This window comes from Kumtagia sp. (assembly GCF_059502445.1).
Genome location: NZ_JCACER010000101.1, coordinates 218,352 through 240,276, shown reverse-complemented (window position 1 = coordinate 240,276; position 21,925 = coordinate 218,352). Strand labels below are relative to the sequence as shown.

Genomic DNA, 21,925 nt, shown 5'->3' with positions numbered 1-21,925 from the left:
GGCTCCAAGGTGGAGCCGACCTATATGGCGGCGATCGACATCAGCCGCGACGGTGACGTGGTGTCCATCCTCGGCGGTGCTCCCGCCTGGGCGGAGCGGTCGCGCGAAGCGGTCGCGGTCGATGCCGACGGGACGATGCGGCACCTTGTCTGCCCGGGCGGGATGGCCTGCGACGGCACGCCCTCGCCCGCCGGTTTTCTGTCGACGGCCGCGCTGATCTCGAAAAGCCGCGCCGGCGCGCTGGACGCTTCCATCGAGGCCGAGCCCTACGGCCGCTTCTCGGTTCTGTGCGTGCCTGCGGAAATGCTCGGAATTTCGCGGCCGATCCTCGACCCGTGCTTCGAGATCACGACCGGGGCGGCGATCGCCCAGAAGAACAGATTCAGCAACCGCTTCGACGGCCCCAGCCTTGATCCGGCGTCGCTCACATTCGCAACCGACAACGCAACCACGGCTCCGAAGGAACAGGCTCCATGAAAACACTGCGTCAGATCAGTCTTGCCGCCACCGTCGTGTTCGCCAGCCTTTCCGCTGGCGCCGCATTCGCCGATCCCCTCAAGGTCGCTCTCCTCGTGCCAGGCCATGCCAATGACGGGTCGTTCAACCAGGTCGCCCGCGAGGCTGCCGAGAAGCTTGCCAAGGACGGTGACATCACGTTCGAACTCCGCGAGGAAATGGCCGACCCGTCAAAGTCCGAGTCCGTCATCCGCCAGTATGCGTCGCAGGGCTATGACCTCGTCATCGGTCACGGCATCGAGCTTTCCGACCCGATCCTGAAGATCGCGCCCGACTTTCCCAAGGTGCATTTCGCCGCGTCCGGCGGACCTGATCTCGCCGACCGTCTGATCGCCAATGTCGACGGATGGACCTATGATTTCGGACAGCAGGGCTATCTCGGCGGCTTCATTGCCGGCAAGCTTGCCGGCGTCACCACGTTCGGCATGGTCGGCGGTCCGGACCTTCCCTTCGTCAAGGCTTCCCATAACGGCTTCAAGGCCGGCCTGAAGGAAGGCAACGCGTCGGCCGCCTTCGTCGAAACCTATACCGGGTCCTTCGACGACGCCCAGAAGGCCGCCGAGGTGACCAAGGGCATGATCGCGCAGGGCGCCGGCCTCATCTGGACGTCAGGCGACGGCATCGGCAACGGCGTCGCCGCCGCGGCCGGACAGGAAGGCGCGCTGACGATCGGCGTGACGGGCGAGGCCGGCGGTTTTGCCGAGAAGGTCAACATCGCATCCGTCGTGCTCGACATGTACCCGACCTACAAGGCCTATGTGGACGACATCAAGGCCGGCAGCTTCGGCAAGAAGTTCTTCGTTTCCGGCATCGCCAACAAGGGCCTGGTGATGACCGAAGTTCGTGAGGTCGGCGAAAGCCTGCCTGCCGATCTGAAGAACCAGGTCGAGGCGCTGATCGCCGATCTCGAAAGCGGCAAGAAGACGCTGCCCAATTTCTTCGAATAAGAGAACGGCGACGTGTCGGATATGCTCGTCAGTCTCAAGGACGTGGACAAGCGCTTCGGATCGATATCGGCCCTTTCCGGTGCCGCGATCGATCTGGAGCGCGGGCGCATCCGCGCGATCGTCGGCGAGAACGGAGCGGGCAAGTCCACGCTGGCGAAAATCATCGCCGGCATTGTTCCGCGCGATACCGGAGAGTTCGTCCTCGACGGGGCGGCTGTAGGGCCATGGTCGAGGCGCCAGGCCATCGCGGCCGGAATAGGCTTCGTGCCGCAGGCGCTTTCCTTTGTTTCGACGCTGTCCATCGTCGACAACCACCTGCTGGCCGGACGCGGCCTGAGGCTCGATCGCGCCGGCGCGCTTTCGCGGCTCCAGGAGGCGGCCGTGGACATGGACGTCTCGCTCGACCTGACGTCTCCGGTCGAGCGCCTCAGCCTGGCCGGCCGCCAGCTCGGCGAGATCGTCTCGGCGGTCACCGCCGGCGCGCGCATCCTGCTGCTCGACGAGCCTACCTCGGCGCTGGGGCCGGTCGAGATCGACCGTCTCGTCAGGACCATTCGCCGCCTGGCGGCCGGCGGAACCTCGGTGGCGCTGGTCACCCACCGCATTGCCGAGGTCATGGAGGGTGCCGACAGCCTCACCGTTCTGCGCGGCGGCAAGGTCATCCTGGACGGCACGACAGCGGGGCTCGACACCAACGAGGTGGCGCGCCTTATGGTTGGCGACCGCGATCGGGGCAGGGCGACACGCGCGGCCGCGACCAGCGAGTGGCGGCGCCTGAAGGTCTCCGGCCTGATGCTCCGGGACGAGGATCAGTTGATACTCGACGGCATCTCTCTGGAGGTACGGCAGGGCGAAATCTTGGCGATCGCAGGGGTGGCGGGTGTCAGCCAGCCGGCGCTGGCGGAAGCGCTGGCCGGGCTGCGGGCCGTGAATGGCGGACGCGTAGAGATCGATGCGATCGACGTCACCGGCGACCCGGCCGGCTCCACGCGCCTGGGCCTGGCGTTCATTCCGGAAAACCGGGCCGACGGGATCGTCGCCGATCTGACGATCTTCGAGAATGCCAGCCTCTTTGAGATGGGAGGCAAGGCGTTCCGGCGGTTTCCGGGCATGCGCGATCGATCGGCCGAACATGACCACGGCAAGCGCATCATCGCGGATTTCGACGTTCGGCCGCCCGATCCCGATGCGGTCGCCGGGGGTCTTTCCGGCGGCAACCAGCAGAAGCTTCTCGTCGGCCGCGAACTCGCCCGTGCTCCCGGTGTGGTCGTGGCGCACGGCCCCACGCAGGGGCTCGATCTTGCCGCGGCCGCCACCATCCGCGCCGCGCTGGCGAAGGTTGCCGCCGATGGAGCGGCGGTCGTGGTCATCTCGGCGGACCTCGATGAACTCCTGGAACTCGGACATCGCATGATCGTCATCACCAACGGCCGCATCGTGGCGGAGTTCGATCTTGCCCGACCCGTCGACATGACCCTGCTCGGACAGACAATGACGGGCCTCAATGGAATGGAGACAGCACCATGAGCGACGAACCGCTCACCTATCCCGCGACCGGGGCCGCCTGGGCGCCGTCTGTCGCCGAGCTGATGCGCATGCGCTTCGTCGCGGCGGGCAAGGAAAAACCGGATCTGATCCTTCGCGGCGGCAAGGTGCTGGCGCTGCATATCGGCGAAATTCTCGAGCGCGACGTCGTCATCAGCGGGCGCCATATCGCGGCAATCACGCCGGTCGGGCACTTCGAATGCGACAATATCATAGACGCGACCGGATACTTCGTCGCCCCGACCTTCATCGACGTCCACCTGCATATCGAATATACCAAGCTCGTGCCCGGCGAACTGGCGCGCCTGTCGGTGCCGAAGGGCACGACCACCGTGCTCGCCGACGCCAATTGCATCGCCAACGTGCTGGGCGAGGCCGGGCTCGATTTCATGGGCTCCACGACGACGCCGCTGCGCATCCTGCGCCAGGTCTCCCACAAGGTGCCGCAGGCTCCCGAGCTTGAACTCGGCGGCGCGCACCTGACCACCCAGCAGATCGCCGCACGCGTGCAGCGTCCGGATGCCGCCACGCTGGGCGAATCCAACCCCTTCAACCTGGACGAGTCCTCCGCTCGCAAGCAGGTCGCGGCGATCTCGGCCGGCAAGCGCATCACCGGCCACACCGCGCTGCTCGAGAACGAGCCGTTATGGAGCTATCTCGCCGGCGGCATCTCGGACGACCACAACGCCCACAAGACAAGGGATGTCGTCGAGCGGCTGCGCCTCGGGGCCATGCTGACGGTCATGGCCGGCAGCATGAACGACAACACTCCCGAGGTCTTCGCCGACATTCCCGCGCTGAAGGATGGGCTCGGCCACATCGCCTTTTGCGCGGACGACAAGCTGGTGGAGGACCTCGACCGCCAGGGTCACATCGATCATCAGGTGCGCAAGGCGATCGAGTGCGGCGTCGAGCCGCTCAAGGCCTGGCGCATGGCGACGCTCAACGCCGCCTCGTACTACCGGGTCGACCATCTGATAGGCTCGGTCACACCCAACAAGATCGCCGATCTGCAGCTGGTCGAGGATCTCGCCGAAGCGCGGCCGCATCTCGTGCTGGTCGACGGCAAGGTCGTCGCCCGCGACGGCGTGGCGCTTTTCGCGAACACCGACGAAGTGCCGGCATTCACGCGCAACACGATGCATCTTCATCCCGATATCGACGAAACCTTCTTCTCGGTGAATGCGCAGGGCGACAAGGCCTGAGTGCAGGCGATGGAGATGTATGACGGCTACTTCAAGCGCGCCTTCCACACCGAACTCGACGTTCGCGACGGCCTGGTCGCCTGCGATACCGACAGGGATGTGCTCAAGGTCGCCATCGTCGACCGCCACCATGCGACGCTCAATGTCGGCATAGGCTTCGTCAAGGGTTTCGGCCTGAAGCGCGGCGCCATCGCCGCGACCACCAATTGCGAGAACCAGAACCTGGTGATCGTCGGCACTTCGGACGCAGACCTGGCCTTTGCCGCCCGGGCGATCGAGGCTCTCGGCGGCGGCTACGTCACGGTCGCCGACGGCGAAGTGCTGTCGACCGTTCCTCTGCCGGTCGCGGGCTGCATGAGCGACCAGCCATGGGAGACGGTGCGCGACCAGTCGCTCGCTTGCGACGCCGCCACCCGGACCATCGGCTGCACGATGCATGCGCCCTTCCTGATCATGTCTTTCATCGGGCTGGTGGGCGTGCCGGATCTCGGCCTTACCGAGCGCGGGCTCGTCGAAACCAAGACGCAAAGCTTCACCGACCTCGTGCTCGGCATGAAAGGCGGCCTCGTCTGCTGCCGCTGCCCCAGCCATACGCACGATATTCACCGGGCGATGGATCCGGCCCGTTTCGAGGCCGTCGCCGTCTGATGCTGGATGAGGGAATGACAAAGACCACACTTTCTCCGCTCCTCTGCGCGGCCTTTCCGCCGCTTGCGCTGCCGGCGGAGGTCGCTCCGCTCATGCTGGACCTGCAGAAGGCGATCGGCGGCGAGATTGCGCCACGCGCCGTCGAAAACGACGCGACGGGACGTTACCCCACGGAGTCGATCGCGGCCCTGAAGCGAAGCGGATTTCTGCGCGCCATATTGCCGAAATCGCTGGGTGGACTGGGCATCTCCCACCGCGTGTCCATGGAGGTGCAACTGCGGCTCGCCATCGCGGACAGCTCGGTTGCCCAGATCTACAAGGTGCATGACGAGATCGTGCGTGAGATCCTGACCTATTGCCCGGAGGGCCTCAAGCCGCGTCTGGCGCGTGCAGTCGTCGACGAAGCAGCCATCATCGGCCTTGCCGTCGCTGAGTCCGGCCGCACGGTCGACGCTCCCATGACCACCACGGCGCTTGCCCGGCCGGATGGCGGCTTCGTCGTCAACGGCCGCAAGATCTACACGACTGCGGCAGCCGAAGCCGACTACATCGCCACCTGGGCCTTCAATCCCCAGGCGCCCGGCGCATCGGAGAACGCGCTTGCCGGGATGCAGCTCAATCTCATCCCGCCGGCGACCGAAGGCGTTACCGTGCACCGCGACTGGGACGCGATCGGGCAGAGGGCGACGGATTCCGGAACGATAACCTTCGACCAGGTGCAGACCGATCCGCTGTGGAACGCGACGATCCCCGGACAGTTTTCGCCGCCGCACGCCTCCTTGCGCTATCAGGTCGGCTTCTGTGCCATCATGATAGGTACGGCGATCGGCGCCCTGCGCCAGGCGGCCGATTTCGTTCAGTCGAAGAGCCGCCCGTGGCCATCGGCCAAGGTGGCAAATGCCGCCGACGACCCGCTGACGCAGAGGTCGACCGGCGAGCTCGTGGCGGATCTCGTAGCCGCCTATACCCTGATGCTGAGCGCGGCCGATCTCCTCGATGCCTATGAGCGCGGCGACATCGATCGCACGGGGCTTGCCATCCCGGTCTATGCCGCCAAAGTCGCCGCCCACAAGGCATCGCTCGCCGCTGCCTCGGAAATCTAAGCTTTGATGGGAACGCGCTCGGTAGCGCGGGCCAACGGCTTCGACCGCTACTGGCGCAATATCCGCGTCCTCGCCCTGCACGATCCGGTCAACTGGAAGCAGGCGGAGATCGGCCGTCACGTCCTCACGGGCTGGCAGCCGGAACCGGGCCTCTATCAGTGACGGGGCGCACGACGGACGGGTTGGCGACCGAGCTTGCGCGGATACTGCTCGGTGCAGCCGTGTTGGCGGCGGCCGTAGCGGCGCTGGTGTGGTTGGCCGGCGCCAATCCTCTCGCCGCGCTGCGGGCGCTGGTGCACGGCGCATTCGGCGAACGCTACCTGCTTGCCGAAACGCTTGTCACCGCCGTGCCGCTCGCGATCGTGGGGCTCGGCGTCATGCCGGCACTTCGGACCGGCGTATTCACCATTGGCAGCCAGGGGCAACTGATTGCAGGCGCGGCGCTCTCGACGGCGTTCGTCTTTTCCGTACCGGCCGACGAGCCCGTGGTTCTGCTGACGGTCGGCTTCATGGGCGGCGTGCTCGGCGGCATGCTCTATGCGTTGCTGCCCGGCCTGCTGCGCGCCTACGTCCAGGTCAACGAGATACTCTCTACGTTGCTCCTGAATTACATAGCCGGGTTCGCGCTGATCTGGCTTCTCAAGGGACCGCTTGCCGCGGCCGCGCAAACGGCCACGCCGCGCAGCGCCCCTTTGCCGGAGACCTCCCTCGTGCCGAGCCTGCTCGAGGGCACGCGTCTTCACTGGGGCGCGGCCTTCGTGGTTCTGCTCGCCGCTGGGCTGATGGTGTGGATGCGCACGCGGTCGGGCCTCCTCTACCGGGTTTTCGCCAGCAACGAGGGGCTCGCCGCGCGGCTCGGTTTGTCGCGGCCACGGGCGGTAGTGACAAGCTTTCTTTTCGCCGGGGCCACCGCCGGTCTCGCCGGCTGGCTGCAGGTCGCCGGCGTCGCCCACACGCTCTACCCCAGCGTCGACGGCGGTCTCGGCTTCGGCGGCATCCTGGTCGCGGTGCTGGGTGGGCTTAGACCGCTCGGCATCGTGCTTGCTTCCCTGATGTTCGCGGCCCTCACCACCGGTGCCCAGGGAATGCAGATGGGAACCTCCGTACCGGCAGCGATCGCAGTCGTGGCGCAGGGGCTGGTGCTGCTGATCGTCGCGATCGGTCTGCAGCGAAAAAGGACGGCATGATCCCGTGACCTGGACCGACATCGTTTTCTGGCAGATCGTGCTTGGCGGCATGCTGCGGCTCGCGGCGCCGATCTTCCTGGCTGCGCTCGGTGAGATGATCACCGAGCGGGCGGGAACGCTCAATCTCGGTATCGACGGAATCATGACAGCGGGGGCCTTTGCCGCGGTCGTCTTCGCTCACATGGCCGGATGGCAGGCGGGGCTTCTCGGCGCCGGCGCGGTCGGCGCCTGCTACGGAGCCCTTCTGGCCGTCTCCGTCATCCGGCTCGGCGCCAACCAGATCGTCATCGGCATCGCTATCTCACTTATAGGCGCCGGGCTTACCTCCTATCTCTTCCAGCTCTGGCAGCCTTCCGGCCAGATGGCGATCTTCGTGCCGCTAACGCCGACATGGAAGGTGCCGTTCCTGAGCGATATCCCGTTCGTCGGCCCCATACTGTTCCGACAGAACCTGATGACCTACGCGACGTTCGTCGCGCTGGTCGTGGGAATTTTCGTGCTGGCCAAGACCCGTATCGGCATCATTCTGAAGGCGGTGGGCGACGATCCGGCAGGGGCGGAGATGCGAGGCGTCGATACGGCGCTGGTGCGCTACGTGGCGCTGACGCTCGGTGGCGCGCTGATGGGGCTCGCGGGCGCGGCCATAACGCTCGGCGTGCTCGGCGCCTTCAATGACGGGCTCACCAATGGCCGCGGCTACGTCGCGCTCGCGGTCGTCATCATCGGTCGCTGGTCCGTGCCAGGAGCCTTTGCGGGAGCGCTCCTGTTCTCGTTCTTCGAAAGCCTCGGCCTTCGCGCGCAGAGCGGAATGAGCTTTGTTCCGACGGAACTCTTCTCCATCCTGCCCTATGCCATGACGCTTCTTGCCCTTGCTCTGACGGCGCGCGCCAAAATCGCGCCGCGCTCGCTGTAGGCGGTCTGCTCCGGCGCCGAGGCCGATGGCATCAAACGACCGATGCGGGGCCGTCTGCTGGCCGTCCGGTTTCGGCCTCGGCAATGGGACTGGCTGGCATTCGCGCTGTGAGACCGCGATGAGCGCAACCGCTTCTGTAGTGCGAGATGGGATTTCTTGTGCCCCACCGACGCACGCATACCTTTCAAGCGTCGAGTCCAACCGTGGGCCGAGCCCGGATCAGCCTTTGCTCGGAACCGGCGTGTTGAGCAGCTGCTGCTCCCACAGGAACGCGATGCCGCTGCCGGCGGCATGCCGTACAAGCACTTCCGCAAGTTCGGCGGCATGCTCGGTGCGGGCCCAGTCGCGCTGCCATTCGGATGCCACCGACAGCCAGGTCATCATGTTCGCGCCGGCCGCGATCATGCGTTGAATCCCGACCTCGTGGGCCTCGACCGAAGTGCCACCCGAAGCATCGGTAACGACCGTCACATCCCAGCCTTCGCCGAGTGCCTGAATCGTCGGCATCGCAACGCAGATTTCGGTCCACAGGCCCGCGATGATAAGCTGCTTACGGCCCGTCGCTTTGACTGCGTCGACGACCTTCCGGTCCTGCCATGTGTTGATGAACGTACGGTCAATCACCTCCTGACCGGGGAAGACATCTGTGATCTGGGGGAAGATGAGGCCGCCGCGATCGGCGATCACGCTCGTCAGGATCGTCGGCACCCCGAAGGCCTTGGCGGCCTTCGCCAGCGCCGTCGCATTGTTGACCACCATATGCGGATCGTGACTGTTCAGGTTCGCGAGCTGGTAAGGCTGGTGATCGATCAGAACGAGTACCGAGTCTTCGGGACGAAGCAGCGAATCGAGGCCGTTACGAGGGGTCATCAAGACTTCCTTTCTCTGCCGCCATGGACGGCAATGGGGTCACGGGAGACATGCGCCAGCGGACGACGTTGCCTGGGACGCAATTTGCTGTTCCTTTTGGCGATGCGGTAGTGCCATGGTCAGGCACGCTGTGTCGCGTAGCGAGGAACGCCGATTGGACATCGAAGATTTGGAGACATTCGTCGCGGTGGCCGATGCAGGGGGCATATCGGCCGCCGCGCGCCGGCTCGGCGTCTCCAAGTCAATCGTCAGCCGGAGGCTCTTTCGGGTTGAAGCGGAGCTTGGCGTCCAGCTTCTTGCACGAAAGACCCGCGGCACAGGCAGTCCTCGGCGGCGCCGTGCTCGATGCACCTTGCGGCAGGCGGTTTGGCGAATGCCAAGTTGGCTCAGGCGATTGCGCCCCCGTCGGCGGTCAAGATGGCGCCCGTAATTACGCTCGCGGCGGGACTTGCCAGAAAGACCACGGCGTTCGCGACTTCGCGTGGCTCGGCGTAGCGTCCCAAAGACGTCAGGCTTCGCTGGAAATCGGCAGCCTCGCCATCCGCCGGATTTGCATCCGTGTTCGTCGCCCCGGGCTGCACAAGATTGACGGTGATGCCGTTCGGGCCGAGTTCGCGCGAAAGACCGCGGGTGAAGGAGGTAAGTGCCGCCTTGGACATCGCATATGCGGTAATGCCCGGGAACGGGACCCTCTCACCCAGGGCCGAACCGATCGTGATGATGCGTCCCCCTTCGGTGAGATGCGGGATAACTGCCTTCGCAAACAGCACTGGCGCTCGCACGTTGACGTCCATCACGGCCTGATAGTCATTCACGTCGATGTCGGCGATCGTTCCCGTGTGGCCGATGGCCGCGCTGTTGACGAGGATATCGAGTCCACCGAGCGCGGAGACGGCTTCGCTCACGGAGCGCATGATGGCCTCCGGATCGCCGCTATCGGCCTGGATAGCGATGGCGCGACGCCCCGCACTCTCGATGGATTTGGCCACCGCTTCAGCTTTTTCGGTTGTGCGCTTGTACGTGAACGCGACGTCAGCACCGTATTCCGCCAGCGCCAAGGCGATCGCGGCTCCGATGCCCCGCGAACCTCCAGTAACCAATGCACGCTTCCCATTCAGGTCGATCATATGTTTGTCCATTTCTACCATTGTTGGTTCAAGCGCCCGGCAATCGCGTGAGACGCGGCACGCGGCAAAAGCCTGATCGACGAATTTGACGTTCGGGATCTGTCGCTTTCAGCGTCGAGAAATGCTCAGCAGTGTTGCTAAGAGGGCAACGCTGGCCGATGGCTTCTCAAGCCGGGCGAGGCGACCACCTTCCGGCGGGCAACCTGGTCGCCTTGGTGCTGGTGTTCCTGCTGACGGCCACGCCCCCTGTCACCGACGCAGCACGTCCTGCCATTCCGGATGACGAGCGATCTGCGCTTTTGCGAATGGACAGAGCGGCATGACGGCAACCCCGTCACGCCGGGCATCCTCGACCGCCTGTCTCACCAGTCGTTCGCCGACCTTGCGGCCACGCATGGCCGCCGGAACTTCGGTATGGTCGATGATGATCAACCCCTTGCCGGCCCGGCTGTAGGTCATCTCCGCTTCGACACCATCAATGATCAGCCGATAACGCCCTTTTGATGCCCCATCCTCGCGCTCGACCTTTTCGTCGCCGGCTGAATGCGCAGCCTTCGCCAGCGCCGCGTCCGGGCGGCGGACCTGACGCGGCCGCCCTTGCGCGCATTCCAGCAGATCGCGGTCCCATCTGCCCAGATCGGCAGCAGCCTCGTAGGTCGAGACTAGAAACGTCATCAGGGCCTCATCAGGGTCGGGCGCCGACTGTACGGCATCGTAGGGCAGAATGAACTCCGACAGGCCGTCATGCCAGAACGCGGCATCGGGCCGGACCGGCGCGCTGCGGTAGCCGTTCGGCGTCGGGTAGGCGTAGGCGTAGAAGGCGAGATAATCGATGCCGCCGCCGCCCGGCCAGAAGCCGGTCGATGAGACCTCGCGGTCATAGGCCTCTTGCGTGACGTCGTCCGGCAATGCCGGAATGCCGCCCGGATGGAGAGGAGCGCGTCTCCCTGAGAAGCGGGTGACGGCGAGATCGAGAGCGCCCCAGAACAGGTGAACGGGACTGGATTTGCCGAGAAAGGAGGTCCGGAACCGATTGAATACCCTGTCGACCGCCACCAACGCGTGATGGAAACGTTGAACGGCGTCGCGGTCATAGGGCCTGTCGCGATGATCTTCGGCGAAAGGTACCGGGTTGGGCACTTCGTTCGGTTGTCCGTTGAACGTCGGCGTGCCGCCGAGTTCCGAAATCAACTCCACGAAACTGGCGTGGAACGCCGCGACGGTCATCGGCCCGAGCGCAAAGGACGCCTTGCGGCCGCCGCCGCTCGTGCCCATCACCATGTGGTCTCGAAGGTCGAACAGGATCTCGATGCCAGGGCCGTCGGGGATCGGCGAAGATGCCAGGCCGGTAGGCGTGACATAGAAGGTCGCGTTCCAGGAATGGTTGAGCCACGGAGCATGAGCCAGTCGATACTTGCCGGCGACCTGCAGGTAGAGATGCAGCGCTGAACACGTCTCGCGCCAACCGACGTAGTCGAGATGGGGCCATTTGTTGCTCATCTTCCCAGTCTCCATCCAGCATTCAACCGGCACGCGACGTCGGTCATGCCGTCCTAGGCCCACCCGAGCCGTGTCCGGCGATCATGTCATCGGCGCCGGTCAGTCCGGAAGAGGAATGTGCTCTTCCCGGTCATCGACGGGTAGATCGAAGCGCCCCTTGCCCCAGTTCTGCACGCGCCATTCGGCCTTGGCTTCTTCGATGCGCTCCCGGGACGAGGCGACGAAATTCCACCAGATGTAGCGCGGTCCGCCGAGCGTGGCGCCGCCGAGGATCATCAACCGCGCGCCCTGGTCGCGGGCCGCGACCGTGATCCTGTCGCCGGGGCGGAAGACCATCATCTGCGGTGCCTCGAAAGCCTGGCCGGCGATCGAGATCGAGCCTTCGACGATGTAGATGGCTCTGTCCTCATGATCGTCCGGCATGGGCAGCCGGCTTCCAGGCTCGAGTTTCACATCGGCGTAGAACGTCTCGGAGAACATCGTCGCGGGTGCCTTCCGGCCATAGGCCTCCCCCAGGATGAGCCGAACCGAAACGCCGCGATCCTCGATCACCGGCAGCGCCTCCTTGCCGTGATGTTCGAAGGTAGGCGCCATATCCTCATGCGTATCGGGCAGCGCAAGCCATGTTTGTATCCCGAACAGGCTGTTCGGACCGCTTCTGGCGGCCGCTGATGTGCGCTCCGAATGGGTCACGCCGCGCCCGGCGACCATCCAGTTCAGCGCGCCAGGACGTATTATCTGATCGGCGCCGGTGCTGTCGCGGTGATGAAAGTCGCCGCGATAAAGGTACGTGACGGTGCCGAGCCCGATATGCGGATGCGGCCGAACGTCGACGCCCTGTCCGGTCAGGAGCTCGGCCGGGCCGGCCTGATCGAAGAAGATGAATGGTCCGACCATCTGCCGTTTCGGCGCCGGCAGGGCGCGCCGAACCTCGAAGCCGCCCAGGTCTCGGGCGCGCGGGACGATGAGCGTTTCGATCGCGTCGAGGCCAACCTCATCGGGACAGCCCGGTTCGATTGCCGGGTTCCAACTCATGCGCGCTATCCTCTCTTGGGCTTCCGACCCTGGGTTTCCGGAATGTCTAAGTTGGCGCGGGACCATCTACCGAACTAGGCCCGCGATACGTCAAGCTGTGTCGCAGCAAGTGGAACGGCACATGCCGCCGAAGTATGGGTCGCAATTGTCCGACAAGACTTCGAAGCGTTCGTGTCCTACCGATCGAGCCCCCAAAGATCCGGGTTCCGTTTGAAATACTCGATCAGCATCTCGGTGAGCACCCGTACTTTCCGCGTGGGATGCTGACCCGGCGGGCGGACGACATATACGGCCGCCGGAGGTACCGGATAGCGTGTCATGATCGGGACCAGCGCGCCGGAGGCCACATAGTCATGTGTGATGCAGTCGGCGAGCCAGGCGATGCCGAGACCTGCCGCCGCCGCGGCGGCGAGCGCCGTGGCGCTATCGGCCTTGAACCTGCCCTGCGGCTGGACCGTGACAACCTTGCCACCATCCATGAACTGCCAGGTTTCGGTTCCCTGCATGAGGGCCTGATGGGTGACGAGTTGCTCCGGAGTCTCGGGTGAGCCGTGCGCTTCGATATAGTCCGGGCTTGCGACAAGCTTGCCATGGAACGGCCCGACGCGCTTCGCGACCAGGTTGGAGTCCTGAAGGTAGCCAGCCCGGATCGCGCAATCGAAACCATCTGCGATGAGATCGACGAAGCGATCGCTGTAGGAGGTATGAATGTGAAGCTGCGGATGCCGGCGCGCCATTTCCGCCAGTACCGGAGCGAAGTGGGTCGGGCCGAAAGTAAGCGGCATGGCAACCCTCAGCCGGCCACGCAACTCACCGGTGGGGAGGATCGTTTCCCTGGCCGTATCGATCTCGGCGCTGGCGCGGGCGGCATGGTCCCTGAACGTGATCCCCGCTTCCGTGAGCGCGGCGCCGCGGGTCGTTCGTGCAAGAAGCTGGACCCCAAGCTCCGCTTCAACCCGGAAGAGCCTCCGGCTGACGATTGACTTGGAGACGCCAAGCCGGCGTGCGGCGGCCGATACGCCTCCGGCATCGGCTACTGCGACGAATGTCTGTAGATCTTCGATGTCCAATTTGGCGTTCCTTGCTACGCGACACAGCTTGCCTGACTATGGCACTACCGTATTGCGATGGGGAACGACAAATTGCGGCCGGGCAATGTCCAAGCACGACGCTCCAGAAGGAGAACACACCATGGGCTTTGTCACGACCGACGACGACGTACGGATTTTCTATAAGGATTGGGGTCCCAAGGATGCCCAGCCCATCGTTTTTCACCATGGCTGGCCGCTCAGCTCCGACGACTGGGACGCCTCGAACAACAACGACTTCGCTGGTAGGCCCACGTCAGCAAGGGTCGAACGGGTTCTGGGTTCGCATGTCAAAGGGCGGCCGCCGGGATGAGCTTCCTATTTGCCCATCGGTGATTGTTCTCGGGGTTCACTCATGCAATCCTAGAATTCATTTGAAGTTGCGAGTGAGGGGAACCTAGGTCATGAGATTCGCTCTTTTTATTGTCACATCGATAATTGTTCCTTTTTCACTAACGGGTTGCGAGGCCACGCAAGAACAACGAGCCGGTACCGGGGCGCTGATTGGCGCCGGCACAGGTGCGGTGGCTGGACAGGCACTCGGCCGAAACACTCGCAGCACGGTCGTTGGCGCGGGTGCTGGTGCGCTTCTGGGCGCCGTGGTCGGGACCGCATCAACGCCTCGCGGCGCCGGCTACTGTCGATTCCAACGCCCTGACGGTACAATTTATACCGCACGCTGCTAAACACCCGGTTTGATAGCGGATCCACAGCAACTGTCCGGACAAGACCCAGCAGCCACCTAAGGACGTTGGGCAACATGAGGGCATCCACAATGTCGGATCAGCGCACGAAACTCACGCGCGGCGTGGGGCATTCCTGTTCGAAATAGCTATTAACTCGCACAATGCCCGCGTCGTCGATTTCCGCCGACTTAGAAGGTAATGTCCTTTTCAACAAATTAGCTTGAAGGCAACCATACGCTTCGTCTGATACAGTGCGTTCTGCGCTCATGATTCCTTGCACGGAGGACTAATCTCAGAATCCATTTGATCTGAGCATATCTCCTGGTCGACCGCACCAACGGGTCCAGCAGAGGGGAAGAAGAAATGCCCACCGCCGATGCGGCTCCGAAAACCGCGATGCAAAGATTTCTTGATGGCGTCGAGAAAGTCGGGAACATGGTTCCCCATCCGGTCGTCATCTTCCTGATCCTGATTGCCATCGTCATCGTTCTGTCGGCGGTTCTGGGCATGTTCGACGCGGCGGTCACTTTCGACCGCATCAATCCGGACACGCACCAAATCGAGATTGCGAGCACGGAAATACGCAGCCTGCTCAATACGGACGGCATTCGCTTCATGTACGAATCGCTGGTTCCCAACTTCATGGCCTTTACCGCCGTGGGTTTGATGATTGCGGCGATGATCGGCGCCGGCGTGGCAGAGGAATCCGGGCTGGTCACCGCGCTGATCCACAAGCTCGTCATCGTGTCGCCGCACTGGGCGCTCACTTACATCTTGGCCTTTGTCGGCATACTTGCCAGCATTGCCGCCGATGCGGGCTATCTTGTCCTGATCCCTCTCGCCGGCATCGCCTATCTTGCAGTCGGGCGGCATCCTTTGGCCGGCCTGGCGCTGGGTTTTGCCGCCGTCGCAGCCGCTTTCACCGTCAACATGCTGATAAAGCCGCTCGACACGGTGCTCGTCGAGTTCACCAATGACGCCGCCGCCCTTGTCGACCCCACCAGATCGATCGGCCTGGCCTCGAACCTCTGGTTCTCCATCGCATCGGTGCTGTTTCTGACAGTCATCATAGCATTCATATCCGATCGCATCATCGAACCACGCCTTGGAACCTATAATCCTAAGAGCGCCTCCGAAGGCACCACGACGGACCAGAGCGCTATGCTTGGCGAACAGGAGTCGCGTGGCCTGCGTTTCGCCGGTTTCGGACTGCTCGGCCTGATCGTGGTCTTCTGCCTGCTGACGATCCCGTCATGGGGACCGCTGCGCAATCCGGACACGGGCGAACTGATCGGCAACTCGCCATTCATGAGCGGCCTCATAACCCTCATCGTCCTCATGTTTCTGGTGACCGGCTGGGCCTATGGCATCGGCGCCGGAACCCTGCGTACGCTGACCGAGGTCATCGGCGCGATCGAGAAGTCGATCAAGAACATGGGCGGCACGATCTTCCTGTTCTTCGTGCTCAGTCAGTTCGTCGCCTATTTCACCTACACCAATATCGGCACAGTCATGGCGCTCAGCCTCTCGGGCGTCCTGCAAGCGGCCAATATCGGTGCGCTGCCTCTGCTGATCGGCTTCATCATAGTGGTCGCGATCATCGATCTGCTGCTCACCGGGGCAATCGCCAAGTGGGCGATTTTTGCACCGGTCTTCGTGCCGCTTTTGATGCAGCTTGGCGTCGAACCTGAGGCGGTGCTAGCCGCCTACCGCGTCGGCGATTCCCCGATGAACGCGATCACGCCGCTCAACGCCTATTTCGCGCTCGTCGTCGGCTTTGCCCAGAAGTACGACAAGTCGGCAGGTGTCGGTACGATCGTGTCTCTGATGCTCCCCTTTGTCGTGTGGATATACGTGCTGTGGACGGCGCTTTTCGCGGTCTGGAAAATGCTCGGCCTGCCATGGGGGCTGTGAGGGCGTGGACTGTGATGGCGAACTCGCCCCGGAATGAAAAGACTTGAACGATCGGAGGACCCCATGAGCAACCCCTCTATTCCTCTCGATGTCGCTGCCGCTGAAGAGCATCTGATGCGCTTCCTCTCGGTCGAAGGCGTCACCGGGCAGGAGGCCAACATTGCCGCCGCCGTCAGCGACGCGCTGAAGAAGATCGGCGTGCCGGCGTCGGCCATCCGCCTCGACGACGCGAACAAGCGCATCCCGCTGCCGACCGAGATCGGCAACCTCATCGTCGACTTGCCGGGGACGAGGCCCGGCCCGCGTCTTTTGTTCTCCACCCATCTCGACACCGTGCCGCTCTGCGCCGGCGCGAAGCCACGGCGCGAAGGAGATCGCATCGCCTCGGACGGCACGACAGCACTTGGGGGTGATGCCCGAACTGGGGTTGCTCTCTTGGTGGTGCTTGCCGAGACGCTCATGAAGCACAAGCTTCCGCACCCTCCGATAACCCTTCTGTTTACCGTCCGCGAAGAAAGCGGCCTGCACGGCGCTCGCGAGCTGAACCCTGCCGATCTCGGCGGCGCCGTGATGTGCATCAATGTCGACGGCATGCTCGCCAAGGACCTGATCATCGGCGCGGTCGGACAGGAAAACTGGGAGGTCGAGATCAAGGGCCGTGCATCCCACGCCGGCGTGGCGCCCGAGAAGGGCATATCGGCGACCCTGGTTGGAGCCATTGCTTTGACAGAGGCACGCCAGGCCGGCTGGTTCGGCAAGGTCGTCAAGCCCGACGGCCGCGGGACGAGCAATGTCGGTATTTTCGGCGGCAAGGATGGAAAGCCCGCAGGCGATGCGACCAATGTCGTGACCGACTATGCCTTCATCAAGGGCGAGGCTCGCAGCCCCGAGGCAGCCTTTGCAACGAAGATTGCCAAGGGCTACAAAGAAGCGTTCGCGAAAGCGCAAGGCGAGGTCAAGGATCATGAGGGCCAAACGGCGGAAGTAGCATTCAGCCACCAGACCTCCTACCCTCCTTTCAAACTCGCGGAGAACAGCCCGGTCGTGAAGCGCGCCACCAAGGCGTTGGAGATGTTGGGCATCGAGGCCAACTGTCTCTTCTCCAACGGTGGTCTCGACGCCAATTGGCTCGACAAATATGGAATCCCCACCATTACGATAGGTGCGGGCCAGGCGGAGATTCATACCGTCAAGGAATACGTCAATCTTGCCGAATACGAGAAGGGCTGCCGCCTCGGCATACTTATGGCTACGATGGAAGAGTAGCAGTCATGCCGCGGTCCGGCGGCATGACCGGTGAGGAACGAAGCGATTGAGCCCAATAGCATACACTGCCACCATCATCGCGGTCGTCGTCGTCCTGTTCGTCTGGAACAAGCTGCCTGTTGTCGTTGTCGCGATGGCGACGGCGATGGCGCTGTGGGCTACCGGCGTCCTGACGATTGATCAGGCCCTCGGCGGCTTCGGTGATCCCGCGGTGATCTTCATAGCCTCCCTCTTCATTGTCAGCGCGGGACTCGACGTGACCGGCGTTACCGCTTGGGCCGGGCAGCTTCTGATCCGTGGCGCGGGCGAAGAGAGCCGCGCTCGCCTGTTACTGCTGACGATGAGTATGGTCGCGCTCCTTACGGCGCTGATCAGCGTCAATGGCGCCGTCGCCGCGCTCCTGCCGGTGGTGGTCGTGATCGCCGTCCGGCTGAAGCGAAATTCGGCGCAGTTGCTCCTGCCGCTGGTTTTCTCCGCGCATGCCGGTTCGAAGCTCGCCCTGACGGGTTCGCCAGTGAACGTCCTGGCTTCGAACGCGGGTAGCGACGCCGGCGTGGGCGGCTTCGGCTTCTTCGAATTCGCGCTTGTCGGCTTGCCGCTGCTGGCGGGAACGATGGCGATCATCATACTGTTCGGAAAACGGCTCCTGCCCGAACGCAACGGCGCGACCATGCCTGTCGACTTCAGCCGCCATGCGAAGACGCTCGTCGAGCAATACGGCCTTGCCAGCGGCGTGTACCAGATGCGCGTGCGCGCAAGTTCGCCGTTTATCGGCAAGCCTGCCGCTGCGATCGAGTTGGCCACTTATCCCGAACTGCACCTCGTCGCCGTCCAGGATGGTGAAACGGCCAGCCCGCTGCGCAGACCTGCAATCGCCGAGGGCGATCACCTGCTGCTGCGGGGCGAGGCCCAGTCGGCTGCCGCATTCGCTGCCGACAAACACCTCGCATTCAGCGAGTCGGCGGCGCCCGGGCAGGGTGAAGAGACGCTGTTCAATCGCAGTTCGGGCCTCGCCGAGGTGGTGATCCCGCCGCGCTCTGGCCTTATCGGCCAGAACGTTTTCCCGGGCATGGTGACCGAAAGCGGCGATCTGATCGTCCTTGCGGTGCAGCGGGCCGGAGCGGAGCTCGCCGCCACCAACGCAACACGAGACGCTGGAGGCATCGTGTTGCAGGCCGGCGACACGATGCTGCTGCAGGGAACATGGAAAGCGCTTGATCACCGGCTCACGGATCCGGATGTCCTGGTCGTCAATTCGCCCGAACTGGTGCGTCGACAGGCCGTGCCGATGGGACCGGGCGCTCGCCAGGCCGTCGCCATTCTGGTCGCAATGGTCGTGCTCCTCGCCACCGGCATCACCCCGCCGGCGATAGCCGGCCTGCTCGCCGCCGGAGCGATCGTCCTGTCGGGAATTATGAGCGTCGAGCAGTCCTACCGCGCCATCGATTGGACGACGGTGATCCTTGTCGGCGCGATGATGCCGTTGTCTACCGCCATGATAGAGACAGGCGCGGCGAAACTAATGGCGGAGTATCTTGTGTCGCTCGTCGGTGGCGCCGGCCCCATTGCGCTGCTCGCCGGCCTGTTCGTGCTGACTGCCATAATGGGGCAGCTCATCAGCAACACCGCCACCGCTCTCATCGTCATCCCGATCGGGGTGGCGGCCGCGGCGACCATGGGTATTTCGCCCCGCCCGGTGCTGATGAGCACCGCCGTCGCAGCGGCGGCAGCGTTCCTGACGCCGATCGCAACCCCAACGAACCTGATGGTTATGGGTCCGGGCGGCTACGCTTTCAGCGACTACTGGAAGCTCGGCCTGCCGCTGCTGCTCTGGTTCTTTGTCGTGGCTGTGTTCATAGTGCCGATGATCTGGAGATTCTAAGTTGCCAATGACCGCTCGGCCGGTTCCGATACTGCTGGGCATCATCTGCGCAATTCTGCTGCTGGCTGCCCTCTATTTCGCGGACGCGATCTTTGCGCCCGTTGCCTGCGCCCTCTTCATCATCGCGATCGTCTGGCCGCTTCAGGACCGGCTTCAGACCGGCCTGCCGCAGCTTGTGGCGCTCGCCATCGTCGTAACGATGGTCGTTCTGGTATTCATCGTATTCGGGTCTGTTGTGGCCTGGGCCTTCGGTCGGATCGGCCGATCACTGATCGCGGAGGCGCCTCGGCTTCAAGGACTCTACGAACAGGCGACCGCCTGGCTGGAGACGCATGGGATCGCGGTTGCCGGCCTGTGGGCCGAACACTTCAACATGCGCTGGGTCGTGGGGGCGATGCAGGGTGCTTCAGCACGGCTGAATACGATGATCTCGTTCTGGATCGTGGTGCTGATCTACGTGCTGCTCGGCCTGCTCGAGGTCGGCCCGCTGGCGCGCAAGATTCCCGCTATCGTCGGCAGCGAGGCGGCTCGCATCCTGATCGTGGGCGGCGAACACACTGCCGCCAAGCTGCGCCGCTATCTGTGGATCAGGACGATCATGAGCATCGCAACGGGCGGAATGGTCTACGTGTTTGCCCTGGCACTCGGCCTGCAGCTTGCGACGGAGTGGGGCGTCATCGCCTTCACTTTGAATTTCATCCCCTTTGTCGGCCCGTTCATCGCAACGCTGCTGCCGACTTTCTACGCACTGGCGCAGTTCGAATCCCTGTATTCCGCGCTGTTCGTGTTTGCCTGCCTCAATCTCATCCAGTTCGCGATCGGCAGCTATGTCGAGCCGCGCTTGGCGGGAAAGGCGTTGGCGATGTCGCCCTTTCTCGTCTTGTTTTCTGTCTTCCTGTGGATGTTCCTCTGGGGCATGTTCGGCGCTTTCATCGGAGTTCCGATAGCAATCGCCGTGCTGACCTTCTGCGCTCAGGCTCCATCGACCAGATGGCTCGCCCAATTGTCGGGGGCCCCCGGCGACGACGTGCACAGCGCTCAGAATCTTTAGGTGAACGTCCGCTGTCCCTTTTCCCCGCACCACAAGCGAACCTACCGGCCTCGGCCCCGATGTTGTCGAGCAGCAATGCGCCTCATCAAGGTCATTCCGCCCGCTCCTGCCGTCCTCCAGAAGCGGACGTCGCTGACGACTTCAGCTTTTCCAGAACCGCTGAGCCGGCAGCAAACGGTATCGTTCCCACTCCATCCGGGTTACGATGCGTGGCTGGGAACGGGCGCGGGCGGCTCGTCGAACCGCCTACGACAGGAGGGCAGCGTGAAATCGCCGACGGTGAGAGTTATGGCCGCAGCCGATGAAGATTCGGCGGTCGAGATCATCGTGCTGGCATTTGCAGCGGACCCTATGGCGCGATGGACGTGGCCGCATGCACACACGTATCTTGGCGCCATGCCGCGAATGGCCCGCGCGTTCGGGCGCAGGGCATTCTCCAACGAAAGCGCCTTTTGCACCGACGGCTACGCCGGGACGGCGCTGTGGCTGCCGCCCGGCGTGCATCCCGACGAGGAAGAGCTTGGCGCCGTGCTCGAGAGCACGGTTGAACCCGCGCTCGCCCCTGAAACCGCTGCCATATTCGAGCAGATGGCCACCTACCACCCGACCGAACCGCATTGGTACCTGCCCCTGATCGGCGTCGACCCGGCGCATCAAGGCGAAGGTCACGGCGATGCCTTGATGGCGTACGCACTCGCGCAGTGCGACCGCGATCACGCGCCGGCCTATCTGGAATCCTCGAACCCGCGCAACATATCGTTCTACCAGCGGCACGGCTTCGAACCGCTCGGCGCGATCCAGGTCGGTTCGTCGCCAACGCTCACCCCGATGCTGCGGCGACCTCGTTGAGCGCCAGTTTGATCAGATAGTTTGCGGCATAGGGGCGCCGAGCTACGAAACGAAGATGGAACGTTCCGGCAAAACCGTTTGCCGATGGTCCTGCAGGCGAGGTCGTCCTCGGACACACCCTGTCGGTGCCCAGGCGTAGGATAGCGGCTTGCCTCAGGAGACGGCGACCAGGATGACGGCTTCTTTAGGGGCGACAAAGTCAACCGTGCCAGTACGATTTACTGCCGTTCCTCTTCAGAAACTGATCTGGCTCCGAGGGTGTCGCGCGGCGGGGCGGAGGTAGACGGCGAAGCCGAGGAAGCGGACGCCCTGGCGAGCCTCTCGACCTGGCGTTGCCGGTTGCGGCGGGCGAAGTGGTTCACGCCGAGGTCCTGGTAGCATGTTCCGTCCTTGAGCATGTGGTAGGCCGGTTCCAAGATCGATGCGGCAACGGCGATGGCCGCCGATAGGACGGTGGTCTGGGACCACTTTGGGTCTGTGAGTGTCCGTGACGCCACGTATTTCGGTCCCCTGTTTAACGCGATGGCGACCGGATCGTCGGCCGGAATATCGTTCAGGGCGCCCCAGGAGCCGACGAAGATCTCATAGGTCCA

Annotated in this window: 20 protein-coding genes and 2 pseudogenes; 17 read left to right on the top strand and 5 right to left on the bottom strand. The window is 63.8% G+C overall.

Annotated features, from left to right (window positions below):
• Positions 1–24 precede the first annotated feature (24 nt).
• Genes AC5JDC_RS27125 through AC5JDC_RS27085 form a run of 9 tightly spaced genes read left to right on the top strand, consistent with a single transcriptional unit; the run spans position 25 to position 8,064 of the window.
• Positions 25–477, top strand: coding sequence for a hypothetical protein (locus tag AC5JDC_RS27125; protein WP_133170160.1), 453 nt, complete (start codon positions 25–27; stop codon positions 475–477).
• Positions 474–1,463: a BMP family protein gene (locus tag AC5JDC_RS27120; protein ID WP_495846332.1), complete on the top strand. Its 990-nt coding sequence runs from the start codon at positions 474–476 to the stop codon at positions 1,461–1,463. Before AC5JDC_RS27125 ends, AC5JDC_RS27120 begins: the two co-directional genes overlap by 4 nt.
• Positions 1,464–1,484: 21 nt before the next feature.
• Positions 1,485–2,990, top strand: a complete 1,506-nt coding sequence (locus AC5JDC_RS27115; protein ID WP_495846422.1) for an ATP-binding cassette domain-containing protein — start codon at positions 1,485–1,487, stop codon at positions 2,988–2,990.
• Entirely contained in the window at positions 2,987–4,213 is a 1,227-nt protein-coding gene (locus tag AC5JDC_RS27110; RefSeq protein WP_495846330.1) for an amidohydrolase family protein, read from the top strand. Before AC5JDC_RS27115 ends, AC5JDC_RS27110 begins: the two co-directional genes overlap by 4 nt.
• A 15-nt stretch (positions 4,214–4,228) precedes the next feature.
• Positions 4,229–4,861, top strand: a complete 633-nt coding sequence (locus AC5JDC_RS27105; protein WP_495846328.1) for an adenine deaminase C-terminal domain-containing protein — start codon at positions 4,229–4,231, stop codon at positions 4,859–4,861.
• Between the two features lie 14 nt (positions 4,862–4,875).
• Positions 4,876–5,964, top strand: a complete 1,089-nt coding sequence (locus AC5JDC_RS27100) for an acyl-CoA dehydrogenase family protein (RefSeq protein WP_495846326.1) — start codon at positions 4,876–4,878, stop codon at positions 5,962–5,964.
• A 6-nt stretch (positions 5,965–5,970) separates the two neighbouring features.
• A complete protein-coding gene (locus AC5JDC_RS27095; RefSeq protein ID WP_495846324.1) occupies positions 5,971–6,126 on the top strand; it encodes a hypothetical protein in 156 nt (51 codons plus the stop codon).
• Between the two features lie 20 nt (positions 6,127–6,146).
• A complete protein-coding gene (locus AC5JDC_RS27090; RefSeq protein ID WP_495846322.1) occupies positions 6,147–7,151 on the top strand; it encodes an ABC transporter permease in 1,005 nt (334 codons plus the stop codon).
• 4 nt (positions 7,152–7,155) lie between these two features.
• A complete protein-coding gene (locus AC5JDC_RS27085; protein ID WP_495846320.1) occupies positions 7,156–8,064 on the top strand; it encodes an ABC transporter permease in 909 nt (302 codons plus the stop codon).
• A gap of 219 nt (positions 8,065–8,283) precedes the next feature.
• Here AC5JDC_RS27085 and AC5JDC_RS27080 read toward each other — a convergent pair whose 3' ends face one another.
• Complete coding sequence (locus tag AC5JDC_RS27080) at positions 8,284–8,934, bottom strand: hydrolase (RefSeq protein ID WP_495846318.1); 651 nt, start codon at positions 8,932–8,934, stop codon at positions 8,284–8,286.
• Positions 8,935–9,088: 154 nt separating this feature from the next.
• Between AC5JDC_RS27080 and AC5JDC_RS27075 the strand changes: the two are divergent.
• Positions 9,089–9,250: pseudogene (locus AC5JDC_RS27075) on the top strand (helix-turn-helix domain-containing protein); the annotation flags it as partial.
• A gap of 70 nt (positions 9,251–9,320) precedes the next feature.
• Here AC5JDC_RS27075 and AC5JDC_RS27070 read toward each other — a convergent pair.
• The 4 genes from AC5JDC_RS27070 to AC5JDC_RS27055 form a co-directional block, all read right to left on the bottom strand.
• On the bottom strand, positions 9,321–10,061 hold the full coding sequence (locus tag AC5JDC_RS27070) for an SDR family NAD(P)-dependent oxidoreductase (protein WP_495846316.1): 741 nt from the start codon (positions 10,059–10,061) through the stop codon (positions 9,321–9,323).
• A gap of 249 nt (positions 10,062–10,310) precedes the next feature.
• Entirely contained in the window at positions 10,311–11,561 is a 1,251-nt protein-coding gene (locus tag AC5JDC_RS27065; protein WP_495846314.1) for a DUF5996 family protein, read from the bottom strand.
• 99 nt (positions 11,562–11,660) lie between these two features.
• Positions 11,661–12,596 carry a pirin family protein gene (locus tag AC5JDC_RS27060; protein WP_495846312.1) on the bottom strand — a complete coding sequence of 312 codons (936 nt, stop codon included), beginning with the start codon at positions 12,594–12,596 and terminating at the stop codon, positions 11,661–11,663.
• Between the two features lie 176 nt (positions 12,597–12,772).
• A complete protein-coding gene (locus tag AC5JDC_RS27055; RefSeq protein ID WP_495846310.1) occupies positions 12,773–13,666 on the bottom strand; it encodes a LysR family transcriptional regulator in 894 nt (297 codons plus the stop codon).
• A 121-nt stretch (positions 13,667–13,787) separates the two neighbouring features.
• Here AC5JDC_RS27055 and AC5JDC_RS27050 point away from each other — a divergent pair.
• The 7 genes and pseudogenes from AC5JDC_RS27050 to AC5JDC_RS27020 all read left to right on the top strand — a co-directional run.
• Positions 13,788–13,907, top strand: a pseudogene (locus AC5JDC_RS27050) (alpha/beta fold hydrolase); the annotation flags it as partial.
• A gap of 181 nt (positions 13,908–14,088) precedes the next feature.
• Entirely contained in the window at positions 14,089–14,370 is a 282-nt protein-coding gene (locus AC5JDC_RS27045) for a YMGG-like glycine zipper-containing protein (protein ID WP_495846308.1), read from the top strand.
• 363 nt (positions 14,371–14,733) lie between these two features.
• Positions 14,734–16,284, top strand: a complete 1,551-nt coding sequence (locus tag AC5JDC_RS27040) for an AbgT family transporter (RefSeq protein ID WP_495846306.1) — start codon at positions 14,734–14,736, stop codon at positions 16,282–16,284.
• A 63-nt stretch (positions 16,285–16,347) separates the two neighbouring features.
• On the top strand, positions 16,348–17,550 hold the full coding sequence (locus tag AC5JDC_RS27035) for a M20/M25/M40 family metallo-hydrolase (protein ID WP_495846304.1): 1,203 nt from the start codon (positions 16,348–16,350) through the stop codon (positions 17,548–17,550).
• A gap of 46 nt (positions 17,551–17,596) precedes the next feature.
• Positions 17,597–19,432: an SLC13 family permease gene (locus AC5JDC_RS27030; RefSeq protein ID WP_106774997.1), complete on the top strand. Its 1,836-nt coding sequence runs from the start codon at positions 17,597–17,599 to the stop codon at positions 19,430–19,432.
• Between the two features lie 7 nt (positions 19,433–19,439).
• Positions 19,440–20,483: an AI-2E family transporter gene (locus AC5JDC_RS27025; RefSeq protein ID WP_495846302.1), complete on the top strand. Its 1,044-nt coding sequence runs from the start codon at positions 19,440–19,442 to the stop codon at positions 20,481–20,483.
• Positions 20,484–20,747: 264 nt separating this feature from the next.
• Positions 20,748–21,332: a GNAT family N-acetyltransferase gene (locus tag AC5JDC_RS27020; protein ID WP_495846420.1), complete on the top strand. Its 585-nt coding sequence runs from the start codon at positions 20,748–20,750 to the stop codon at positions 21,330–21,332.
• Positions 21,333–21,925: the final 593 nt, after the last annotated feature.

Coding starts and splice junctions, on each gene's coding strand:
- AC5JDC_RS27110 (WP_495846330.1), top strand. CDS start 2,987: ATGAGCGACGAACCGCTCACCTATCCCGCGACCGGGGCCGCCTGGGCG.
- AC5JDC_RS27125 (WP_133170160.1), top strand. CDS start 25: ATGGCGGCGATCGACATCAGCCGCGACGGTGACGTGGTGTCCATCCTC.
- AC5JDC_RS27105 (WP_495846328.1), top strand. CDS start 4,229: ATGTATGACGGCTACTTCAAGCGCGCCTTCCACACCGAACTCGACGTT.
- AC5JDC_RS27040 (WP_495846306.1), top strand. CDS start 14,734: ATGCCCACCGCCGATGCGGCTCCGAAAACCGCGATGCAAAGATTTCTT.
- AC5JDC_RS27070 (WP_495846316.1), bottom strand. CDS start 10,061: ATGATCGACCTGAATGGGAAGCGTGCATTGGTTACTGGAGGTTCGCGG.
- AC5JDC_RS27095 (WP_495846324.1), top strand. CDS start 5,971: ATGGGAACGCGCTCGGTAGCGCGGGCCAACGGCTTCGACCGCTACTGG.
- AC5JDC_RS27035 (WP_495846304.1), top strand. CDS start 16,348: ATGAGCAACCCCTCTATTCCTCTCGATGTCGCTGCCGCTGAAGAGCAT.
- AC5JDC_RS27100 (WP_495846326.1), top strand. CDS start 4,876: ATGACAAAGACCACACTTTCTCCGCTCCTCTGCGCGGCCTTTCCGCCG.
- AC5JDC_RS27060 (WP_495846312.1), bottom strand. CDS start 12,596: ATGAGTTGGAACCCGGCAATCGAACCGGGCTGTCCCGATGAGGTTGGC.
- AC5JDC_RS27080 (WP_495846318.1), bottom strand. CDS start 8,934: ATGACCCCTCGTAACGGCCTCGATTCGCTGCTTCGTCCCGAAGACTCG.
- AC5JDC_RS27115 (WP_495846422.1), top strand. CDS start 1,485: ATGCTCGTCAGTCTCAAGGACGTGGACAAGCGCTTCGGATCGATATCG.
- AC5JDC_RS27045 (WP_495846308.1), top strand. CDS start 14,089: ATGAGATTCGCTCTTTTTATTGTCACATCGATAATTGTTCCTTTTTCA.
- AC5JDC_RS27065 (WP_495846314.1), bottom strand. CDS start 11,561: ATGAGCAACAAATGGCCCCATCTCGACTACGTCGGTTGGCGCGAGACG.
- AC5JDC_RS27025 (WP_495846302.1), top strand. CDS start 19,440: ATGACCGCTCGGCCGGTTCCGATACTGCTGGGCATCATCTGCGCAATT.
- AC5JDC_RS27120 (WP_495846332.1), top strand. CDS start 474: ATGAAAACACTGCGTCAGATCAGTCTTGCCGCCACCGTCGTGTTCGCC.